Raw genomic sequence first — 9,622 nt, 5'->3', positions numbered from 1 at the left:
GCATGGTGGAGAAGCCGAACGCCGAGGACGCCCCGTCGCTGTATGCCGCCGCCGGGCGCTACGTGCTGGACCGCGCGATCTTCGACGCGCTGCGCCGGGTAAAGAAGGGCGTCGGCGGCGAGATTCAACTGACCGATGCGATAGCCCTGCTCATCGAAGAAGGCCATCCGGTTCACGTCGTCGTCCATCGCGGACGGCGACACGACCTGGGAAATCCCGGCGGGTACCTCAAGGCTGCGGTTGACTTTGCGTTGGAGCGTGACGACTACGGACCGGAGCTACGGCGCTGGCTGGTCGAGCGATTGGGCCTGAGCGCCAACTGACTAGCGTGGAAGCGCCGCGACTGAAGAGAGGCGCATAAGTGCGTTCGGTGGAGGAGCAGCAGGCCAGGGTGGCTGCCGCCGCGGTGGCCCCGAGGCCCGTGAGGGTGGCCATTGCCGAAGCGCAGGGACTCATGTGCGCCGAGGAAGTGGTCACCGAACGGCCGCTGCCCGGATTCGACCAGGCGGCCATCGACGGTTACGCGGTGCGCAGCGTCGACGTGCTCGGCGTCGACGCCGGTGGCGCGGGCGACGAGGCCGAGTCCGCCGGTGAATCCGAGGTCAGCCTGCCCGTGATGGGTGTGATCGAGGCGGGCGCCAAGACGCCGAGCAGACTGCAGCCTCGCCAAGCGGCGCGCGTGCAGACGGGTGCGCCCATGCCGACGCTGGCCGATGCGGTGCTTCCGCTGCGCTGGACCGACGGCGGCGACTCGCGGGTGCGGGTGCTTCGCGGCGTGCGGTCCGGCGCCTACGTGCGTCGGACGGGCGATGACGTCCAGCCGGGTGACGTCGCCGTGCGCTCGGGGACCATCATCGGTGCAGCGCAGGTGGGGCTCCTCGCGGCGGTCGGACGTGAGCGGGTGCTGATACATCCGAGACCGCGGCTGTCGGTGATGAGCGTCGGCGGCGAACTGGTCGACGTGTCGCGGACGCCCGGCAACGGGCAGGTGTACGACGTCAACTCCTATGCGCTGGCTGCGGCGGGCCGCGACGCCGGGGCCGAGGTCAACCGCGTCGGCATCGTCGACACGGAGTCGAAGACGCTGCGCGACGTCGTCGAGGGACAGATCAACCGCGCCGAGGTGCTGGTGATCGCCGGAGCCGTCGGAGGCACGGCCGCCGAGAGCGTGCGGGCGGTGCTGTCCGAGCTCGGCGACATGGAGGTGTCGCGGATCGCGATGCACCCCGGATCGGTGCAGGGCTTCGGACAGCTGGGCCGCGAGGGCGTGCCCGTGTTCCTCCTGCCCGCCAACCCCGTCAGCGCGCTGGTGGTCTTCGAGGTCATGGTGCGGCCGCTGATTCGCATGTCGCTGGGCAAGAGGCAGCCGCTGCGCCGTGTCGTGCAGGCGCGCACGCTGTCACCGATTACGTCGGTGGCAGGGCGCAAGGGCTACCTTCGCGGTCAGCTGATGCGCGACCAGGACACCGGTGAATATCTGGTGCAGGCGCTCGGAGGGGCGCCGGGTGCGTCGTCGCACCTGCTGGCGACGCTGGCCGAGGCGAACTGCCTCGTCGTGATCCCCAGTGAGGCGGAGGAGATCCGCACCGGCGAGATCGTCGACGTGGCCTTCCTGGCCCAACGCGGCTGACGAAGTAGATCGACGTGGACCTGTGGCGTTCGACATCCATGCATCCGGGCTGGCCGAAGTCGGTCGGCCCGTTGCGGGTGGCCGCCGGGCTGGTGCGTCTGCGGCCGGTGCGGCTGCGCGACGGCGCGGCGTGGAGCCGCATCCGGTTGGCCGACCAAGCGCACCTCGAGCCGTGGGAGCCCGTAGCCGAGGCGAGTTGGGAAGTGCGCCACGCGATCTCGTCGTGGCCATCGATCTGTTCGGGACTTCGCGCGGAAGCCCGCAGGGGTCGCATGCTGCCGTACGCGATCGAGCTCGACGGCGAATTCTGCGGCCAGCTCACCATCGGCAACGTGACGCACGGCGCATTGCGGTCGGCGTGGATCGGGTACTGGGTCGCCAAGGAGCGCAACGGCGGCGGGGTGGCGACGGCGGCGCTGGCGCTGGGCCTCGACCACGGTTTCGGGCCGATCGGGTTGCACCGGATCGAGGCGACGGTGCGGCCCGAGAATGCGCCGAGTCGGGCGGTGTTGGCCAAGGCCCACTTTCGCGAGGAGGGCCTGCTCAAGCGCTATCTGGAGGTGGACGGCGCCTGGCGCGACCATTTGCTGGTGGCGATCACCATCGAGGAATTGAACGGGTCGGCTACGTCCGCGCTGGTGCGCGCGGGCCATGCCAGCTGGGCCTAATCTTGTTGCAGTTGTGACATGTGGGGCAAATGTGCTTGTCTGCGGCGAGTTACAGGTGTGTAATTAGCCCCGGCGCGTCGTCCCCGGATGCGCTGGTCACGGACCCTAACCTCACGGGGAAAGGAGCCGGCAGACATGCCAAGCATCCCCCAATCTCTTCTCTGGATCTCGCTCGTCGTGCTCTGGCTGTTCGTGCTCGTCCCGATGCTGATCAGCAAGCGGGACACCGTTCGCCGCACCAGCGACGTGGCGCTGGCAACGCGCGTGCTGAACACCCGAAGCGGCGCGCGACTGCTGCGGCGGCGCAAGCCCGCGGCCGGTCACCACAGCGACCCGAACTGGCGTCCGACGCACGACGACCTCGACGCCGACGACGACGAGGATGACGACGAACCCGTCACGGCGCCACGGAAGACCGTGGTGGTGATGGCGGCCGCGGCGGCACAGACCGAACCCGACTACCTCGACGTGGACATCGTCGAGGAGGACTCCGGAGCCCTGCCGATCGGCGTCTCCGCACAGCTTTCGTTCGACCAGGATCCGGAGCTGCCACTCGAATTCGACGACAACACCGCCACGTTCACGGTCGATGACCTGCAGGAGGTCGACGAGTCGGACGAGGTCGAGGAAATCGAGGAGATCGAAGAAGCCGAGGCCGAGTACGAGGAGCCAGAGGCCGAGTTCGAGGATGCCGAGGGGACGACCGAGGAGTTCGCCGCCGCCTCCGAGGACGACACCGACTACGACTACGAGTACGTCGACGACACGTCGGGCGTAGAAGAGTTGTCCGATGCCGAACCCGAGGTCGCCGGGTCGAAGTCGCAGGCGCGGCGCCAGCACTTCGAATCGAAGACCGCCGCTGCGGTCGCGGCGCGCAAGTTCACCTTCCGCAAGCGGACGCTGATGGTGATGTCGGTGCTGCTGGTGGCCTCGGCCGTCGTGGGATACCTGGTATCGCCGACGTTCTGGTGGGCCTGCGGTTCGGTGGGCGCGGTGACGGTGCTCTACCTGGGCTACCTGCGGCGTCAGACGCGCATCGAGGAGCGGGTCCGCCGCAGGCGCGCCCAGCGAATGAGGCGGTCGCACCTCGGCGTCGAGAACACCGAGGACCCCGAATTCGAGGTCGTCCCGGCGCGGTTACGGCGCCCGGGGTCGGTGGTACTGGAGATCGACGACGAGGATCCGATCTTCGAACACCTCGACTACGCACCGTCCGCGCGCGAGTACGACCTGCCCCGAGCCGCTGGTCAGTAGTTCGGATTTCTAGCGGGACAGCAGCACTGGTAGCCTGTGCTACCGGTACAAGGGGCTATAGCGCAGTTGGTAGCGCGTCTCGTTCGCATCGAGAAGGTCAGGGGTTCGATTCCCCTTAGCTCCACCAGTTTTTGCAGGTCAGGGCGTATGGCGAGGTCGGGATCGACCTAACGGTTCGCGTAACATCAGAGAGCTTGTTGGCTCACAGCAGCTACTGGAGCCCAGGCAATCCCGCGCTCGCTAACATCGGCCGCATCCTTGCTGGACAAACCAACGTCACTCCGTCGACATTCACGCCATGAGACATCGCACAGGCGTACGTGCTCTGGTCGCGACTACCATCAACCAGACAGGTGAGGTCTGGAAGACGTGGGGATGGCAAGTCATCGAACGTGACGGCTTCAGCAAGCCCAACCGCTTCGGCTACGCGCCAGATGGATACGTGCTTCAGATCGAGTCGCGCCCAGACCCAACCCAGGCTCCATCACTGATCGCGACGTCTCCATGCTTCCCCGGCAATCTGCGTAGCAATAATGCCCAACGGATACCGGTCATCAGCCAGAAGGCCTGACGTCCACCCCCGTCGAACCAAACTCCTTGACGACTTTGATTAGCAGGCCGACCGGGCAACGTCACCGTGCCTGCAGTTGACGTCACTCGGCCCAGTCGCGACGGTGGTAGGAGTCCGCGATGTCAGCAGACTCGTCTCCCGCTGCGGCACAGGAACTTTGACGTCTTCGTGACTCTGTCCCACTTCAATTCTCAAGTCTACGACGAGGTTCGGCAGGACGGCCACCCCATTGCGCTGGTGTGCGGACGCGACATCGTCGATGCATTACGAGGCAAGGGGTATGGCGACGTGGCGGCTGTGAAGGCTTGGTTGAGGGCATCGTTCCCTGTCGTCATGAACGAATGAATCTTGCACGCGAACCGTGTATCGACCGCGGTGAGGAATGCGCCGAGCCGGGAAGCCCGCTTCTAAACGGACGTGAGTTCTCCCTTGATATCCGCAGACAGCGAGTTCGTCCCGTCGGTTCGATGGTCGAACGTGTCGCGACACTCACCGTAGACATCGATGATCACGTGAGCACGGGGCGGTTTGTCAGGCTTGGGCGGCGGTATCACCCACACACTCACATCCACGCCGTTGCGCTTGAATGTGGTGGCATGTGAATGGAAGTCGGAGTCGGTCTGCCAACCGTGTTGCCGCAACCGATCCAGCACGGAATCAGAGGTGACCTCGCGAGATCGATCTGCCCCTGGCATCCACAGCATCAGCCGGCTGTGGCCCCGGAATGGCGCTTCGCCTTGGTCGTTGCAGGATTGGTAGCCGAACTTCGCGTCTGCCACGTCGCCGCCGAGATCAGAAGCCACCTGACGGGACACGTCGATGACCTGACGGCGTGCTTCCTGCGGAGAAATCGGATTCAGCACGGTGTCAGTGCACCCCACCAAGGCGAGTAGCGCCACCAGTGCCACGGCAATTCGTACGCGTACGGGTCTCAATGGTCGATGCCCCTGTTCGTTCGGTCCTCATGGCTAACCACCCGATCCAGTGTGATGGTGGTCGTTGTTGGAGGTGTGCAACAACTCGGGATCGATCACCGGCAGCTGAGGCAATCCCGGCACGTGGAAAGGCAACCCAGGCGCCACGCGGTGATCAGCGGTCATGCCGTCATGCTCGAGCGCGTCCCCGTGCCCAGAGACGATGTCGGCGATGCTGAACAATGACTCCGATCCGGGCGTGAAGTACGAGGTGTGCTCGTGAATCGGATTGGGGCTGAAGGTCGCCACCTCGGCGTGGAATCGGGTGGAACCAAACCCATCCATGGAGGGGTCGGTGCCGAGCCCCACGCCAGGCACATTGAGGTGTTCGCTTCCGAGGTTCGTGACGATGTCAGTTGACGCCGAGCCGACAAATAGGTGACCGTCGGGCGGCAGGTGAAAATCGGCGGCCGAAGTGGCCAGATCCGTTCCCGGGCACCCGACGAGGACGACGTCGTCTGCGTGCATCCCGTAGCCTGCCGCCGCATCGGCGACCGTCGTCGACCCGTAGGAATGACCGATCACCGTCGTATGGGCGGGGCTTCCTTCGTGAGTGACGGCGAGGGCGTTGACGTCGGGGGCCAGTATCTGTGCACCGTTACGCGCCATGTTCGGTTCGGCGACTGCTTGATCGTCCGGGGCGTCATAGCCCATCCACTGGACGACGGCCGTCGAGTTGTTCCAATCCGCCCGGTTCGCCTCGTTGTAGACATTGACGCCGCTCCCGTCAGACAACGTCCCGGCTGCCACCGACGTCGTTAGACCGGACACCATCACGGTGGTGTTCGCAGCCTTGTCGGGGTTCCCGATCGCGATCGCGGCGGCACCATCACCGCCGAACGCCTCGGGCTCGTACTTCATCAGCAAGATGTCGGGTGTCTCACCGTTGGCGTCCGTGGCATCCCTGGCGTCGTTGTTCAATGCCTCTTGAACTTTGAGGGCATTGTTGTAGCGGGTCATCATCGGCCCGGCCATGCCGTACTTGTCGGGGTGGGCCAGGACCTCATCGACCGTTACTCCGCGGGCTGCGGCGACCTGGGCGGGGCGATCGAGATCTTGTTGCAGGATGGTCTTGTTCGCGGTGCTGCGGTCGGCGACGGGTACACCGTTGAGGTTGCCCAACTTGTCGGGCCAATCTTTCAGCAGCTGCGCCCGCTTGTCCGGAGGCAACGACTGCCACCACTTGTTGACTTCCTCCGGGGTCTTCCCGACGGGGATCTCCGCGCCAGTGTCATATGGCGGTGCCTCCGGTAAGTCGCCGATCCCGAACTGTGCGGGCGTGCCGTCGAGGCCCCCGACTGCGGCGCGGAGGTTTTGGCTGAGCGCCCGATCGGTGGTGTCGAAACTCGCCAACAGCGCCTTGACGTTCACCGAGTTCGTGGCCGCCAACTGCTGCAGCTTCATGGCGTTGAGGGGACTGACCTTCGCGTACTGATCAAGCGGACTGCCAGGACGCACCGATACCGTTCCGTCCGCCCCCACCTGCCAGCCCTGACCCTTCAACTGACTGACCGTCTGCAGCACGGTGGTCTTGGTTTGGCTGAGCGTGCTGCCACCCTCTTGCAGCACGGTCTGCACCTTGGTCAGGGCGTCGTGGATCTGTTGCATCCGCAGCAGGGTGGGTTGAGCCTTGGCGATCGCCGCGTCGGAGGCGGTGCCCTCCCAATGGCTGCGCAAACCGTCCAGCGTGGCGCGCTGCCTGTCGATCTGTGACGCTAGGCCGGATGCCTTCTGGCCGAGTTCAGCCGCCGACTGGGTGAACCGTTCGGGCCGAGACGCCTCCACCTGGGGAATCGTCACCACAACGACGCCTGCCCCTTTGCGGGCTTAGCCAGTCCCGCCGTGGACGTAGCGCTCATTGGGTGAACTTGCGCAGGCGGCGGGCGTATTCGTCGTCTGCTCGGAGATACTGGTCGGCGGCCGACGACAGATTCGTCGAGTGGGCCGTCAGCTCTTCATGAACCGTGCTGGCTGCGGTGTCGAACATGGTCCCAGCGAACTGGCATGCCGCTTCGCTATGCAGGCCAGAACCGCTGCCGGTGGCACTCGTCATCAGCTGCCCGGTAGCCATGCTGGATACGAATGTGCCTACGTCTGCCTGTGCTTGAGCTGCGGTGCGCAATTTTGCCGGGTCGACCCGCAACGTTCCTCCCATGCTCACGATCCTAAGTCCACCAGCAACAGTGGGCGCTCGCCCATTTGCCTGGCCACCAGGTCAATAGTGGAGGGTCACCGGATCGGGATCGGGAACTCTCTCGAGTGCAAGCTCGACCGACTCGGACACGACACGCAGCATGTCCTCGCCGTCGTCGAACAGCTCACCTCTCGTAGCGTCGGGTTCCGGAGTCGCACCGAGGAGTAGAAGCTGGCCCTGGTGTCGTGCAGGTGGCATCGTCCTGGCCGTGCGTCGGAGGGCTATTGCCTCTCAGACTCGGGACTCTGGTGGTGCAGCTCCACGGTCCAGTTGTTTGTGATGGCCGCCAGCGATGGTGAGTCAGCTGGCAGGTCTTTCGACTCGGCGGGGGAACAGGCGACGACGAGGACGGCCATGACGGCAGCAACGGCGTGGACTCTTCGTGCACATCAGATGGGATCTCCATCAACCAAATGGACCCCTGCAGATGGACCCACCGGTAACGGACGACGTGCGGCTCGCACCGACTCTCGACTGGATCGAGGCATCGTTGCCCCAGACAAGCACTGAGGGGGCTTGTCAGTTCCGAAGCCGTGCGGCCAGGGTGGCCCGTCCAGGTCCGGTCAATTCGTCAACGACCACCGGCCTTCCCGCCATGGCAATCAAGAGTGCTTCTCCGGTACCGCTGACTTCTGGGCCGTCGCCGTGCTGCCAGTCGATGTCGGTCGCGACCAGATGAAGTCCCTTGATGCGTCGCCCCGCTCCCAGGCGTGGGTTTCCAGGCACCAGCGGCAGAATCCGTTGTAGTCGTTCAACGGGGATGGTGCGCGGGTGGCCCAGAGCCCGACGAATGTCCTGATGATGGATGGTTCCATCGACGAGTCCGATCATGCCGCCGAAGCCGGCAGTGAGGCCGCGTGGCCGCAGATGTTTGCAGAGGAAGTCCATCAACTCGTCGGGTGACATCGGCGAAAACTCTTGAACGCCAACATCGTTGGCATGCACGACGCGGCCCTTGGCGAAGCGCTTCATCAACCCCAGCGGAGTTAGTTCTTCGTAACTGATGATGTGCGCGACGACGTCCTTGACCGTCCACCTCTCACACAAGCTGTGTGCGTGCCACTCCTGCGGTGACAACGTGGCCAGGAACGCGGCTAGGTCGGACCGCTCGTCATGGGCCATGTCCATCAGCGACTTCTCCGCGCGGGTCATGACCCCACCTCCGCTGCCGCCAATTCGTGGTAGCGGTGAAGGTATAGCGGCCAACCCGCATCACCATCGACGCCATCGGCGACAGAACGCCAACCATCGCCGTGGCGCTCGAGGTGGCGGTGCTCCAACTCGACCCGAGTGCGGTCGTCGGATTCGGCGATGAAGCGCACCTCGACCTCGCTGGTCTTGCTGGGGTCGGTCTCCAATTGCCACGTCGGGCCGATGTCCCAAGAGAAGATGATGCGGTGCGGCGGCTCGAAGGCAAGGACACGTGACCATGCACACCGACTGCCGTCCGTACCGAGGTCATAGATGTGTCCACCCACCCTCGGCTCGAAGACTGTCTCCGCAATCGGGACCGCGAGCAGATTGTGTTCGCGTGGCTTGATGGCGTCGAATCTGTTGGTGAACAACGCGAATGCACGTTCTACGCCAGTGTTGACGACGACGCTCTTCCGTATCGGCTCAACCGCTGGTGACGTCATGTGCCTTCCCCTTCCGCATCGGCAATCAGTTTGAATGCGTCCAAAGCCTTGCCCCAGAACATGTCTAGCTCCGACCGCAGCGCCTCAACGCCCTTCGGGTCAACCTGATAGACGCGCCGCGTGCCAACTGCGCGATCTGCCACCAGCCCGGCGCACTTGAGCACTTTGAGATGCTGCGACACGGCTGGTCTGCTGACCGGTAAACCCTTCGCCAGTTCGCCAACGGCCATCGGCCCACCGGCAAGACGTTTGAAGATCGCTCGCCTGGTCCCGTCTGCGAGTGCACCCCATGGGTCGGTGGCTTCGTCTGTGACCACGGACGGTAAGTCTACGCTTACCGAACAACGATGCATCCAACGATTACGGAAGGGTTTCGCTCCTTCCGATCATGAAACTGCGAATCTGCCGTGTGTGCGGGTGTGGCGACTTACGCTGCGCACATATGGGTGCCGGCGTGTGGTCGGGGGTCGACTGCGGCGGGGCCATCTTCGAGGAGGGGACCAGCTGTGTGGATGAGACAGCGTTACCTGATATTGGGGCTCGCCGCGGCGCTAATGCCCGTCGGCGTGACCGTCGCATCGCCGGCGTCGGCGGATTGCACCAACGCCGGGGCGGCCACAGTGTGTGCCCAGGGGACGGTCCGCGGTGGAGGTCCAGACGCTCCGACCGCTGGGCCGGTCTACCCCTCGTATTG

General features: G+C 64.8%; 11 protein-coding genes, 1 tRNA gene and 1 pseudogene. 6 read left to right on the top strand and 7 right to left on the bottom strand.

What is annotated here, in order from left to right; genetic code table 11:
• The 5 genes from ACRDUX_RS11175 to ACRDUX_RS11155 all read left to right on the top strand — a co-directional run.
• Window positions 1-323, top strand: a 323-nt coding sequence (locus ACRDUX_RS11175; protein ID WP_526413837.1) for a sugar phosphate nucleotidyltransferase, incomplete at its 5' end; no start/stop codon positions are given.
• A 38-nt stretch (window positions 324-361) separates the two neighbouring features.
• Entirely contained in the window at window positions 362-1,630 is a 1,269-nt protein-coding gene (glp, locus tag ACRDUX_RS11170) for a molybdotransferase-like divisome protein Glp (RefSeq protein WP_526413835.1), read from the top strand.
• A 38-nt stretch (window positions 1,631-1,668) separates the two neighbouring features.
• On the top strand, window positions 1,669-2,298 hold the full coding sequence (locus tag ACRDUX_RS11165; RefSeq protein WP_526413839.1) for a GNAT family N-acetyltransferase: 630 nt from the start codon (window positions 1,669-1,671) through the stop codon (window positions 2,296-2,298).
• Between the two features lie 135 nt (window positions 2,299-2,433).
• Window positions 2,434-3,552: a divisome protein SepX/GlpR gene (sepX, locus tag ACRDUX_RS11160; protein WP_526413833.1), complete on the top strand. Its 1,119-nt coding sequence runs from the start codon at window positions 2,434-2,436 to the stop codon at window positions 3,550-3,552.
• 51 nt (window positions 3,553-3,603) lie between these two features.
• Window positions 3,604-3,679: transfer RNA gene (locus ACRDUX_RS11155), tRNA-Ala, on the top strand.
• 851 nt (window positions 3,680-4,530) lie between these two features.
• Here ACRDUX_RS11155 and ACRDUX_RS11150 read toward each other — a convergent pair.
• The 7 genes from ACRDUX_RS11150 to ACRDUX_RS11120 all read right to left on the bottom strand — a co-directional run bounded on the left by ACRDUX_RS11150 (window position 4,531) and on the right by ACRDUX_RS11120 (window position 9,245).
• Window positions 4,531-5,031 (bottom strand): lipoprotein LppJ family protein, encoded by a 501-nt coding sequence (locus ACRDUX_RS11150; protein ID WP_526413831.1) that lies wholly within the window; start codon window positions 5,029-5,031, stop codon window positions 4,531-4,533.
• A gap of 60 nt (window positions 5,032-5,091) precedes the next feature.
• Window positions 5,092-6,897: an alpha/beta hydrolase gene (locus ACRDUX_RS11145; protein ID WP_526413829.1), complete on the bottom strand. Its 1,806-nt coding sequence runs from the start codon at window positions 6,895-6,897 to the stop codon at window positions 5,092-5,094.
• Between the two features lie 55 nt (window positions 6,898-6,952).
• Window positions 6,953-7,252: a type VII secretion target gene (locus ACRDUX_RS11140; protein ID WP_526413827.1), complete on the bottom strand. Its 300-nt coding sequence runs from the start codon at window positions 7,250-7,252 to the stop codon at window positions 6,953-6,955.
• Between the two features lie 60 nt (window positions 7,253-7,312).
• Window positions 7,313-7,489 carry a hypothetical protein gene (locus ACRDUX_RS11135; RefSeq protein WP_526413825.1) on the bottom strand — a complete coding sequence of 59 codons (177 nt, stop codon included), beginning with the start codon at window positions 7,487-7,489 and terminating at the stop codon, window positions 7,313-7,315.
• Window positions 7,490-7,810: 321 nt separating this feature from the next.
• Window positions 7,811-8,443 (bottom strand): maleylpyruvate isomerase family mycothiol-dependent enzyme, encoded by a 633-nt coding sequence (locus ACRDUX_RS11130; RefSeq protein WP_526413823.1) that lies wholly within the window; start codon window positions 8,441-8,443, stop codon window positions 7,811-7,813.
• Window positions 8,440-8,928, bottom strand: coding sequence for an SRPBCC family protein (locus ACRDUX_RS11125; RefSeq protein WP_526413821.1), 489 nt, complete (start codon window positions 8,926-8,928; stop codon window positions 8,440-8,442). The genes ACRDUX_RS11130 and ACRDUX_RS11125 overlap by 4 nt, the downstream gene beginning before the upstream one ends.
• On the bottom strand, window positions 8,925-9,245 hold the full coding sequence (locus ACRDUX_RS11120) for an ArsR/SmtB family transcription factor (RefSeq protein WP_526413819.1): 321 nt from the start codon (window positions 9,243-9,245) through the stop codon (window positions 8,925-8,927). Before ACRDUX_RS11120 ends, ACRDUX_RS11125 begins: the two co-directional genes overlap by 4 nt.
• A gap of 195 nt (window positions 9,246-9,440) precedes the next feature.
• On the opposite strand from ACRDUX_RS11120, the pseudogene ACRDUX_RS11115 reads away from it, so the two are divergent.
• Window positions 9,441-9,622, top strand: a pseudogene (locus ACRDUX_RS11115) (hypothetical protein); the annotation flags it as partial.

The sequence above is a fragment of the Mycobacterium sp. genome (genome assembly GCF_050701675.1).
In the GTDB taxonomy this organism is placed as follows: Bacteria; Actinomycetota; Actinomycetes; order Mycobacteriales; family Mycobacteriaceae; genus Mycobacterium.
Note: the sequence above shows the minus strand (reverse complement) of the source record. Positions and strands in the feature narration are given on the sequence as shown.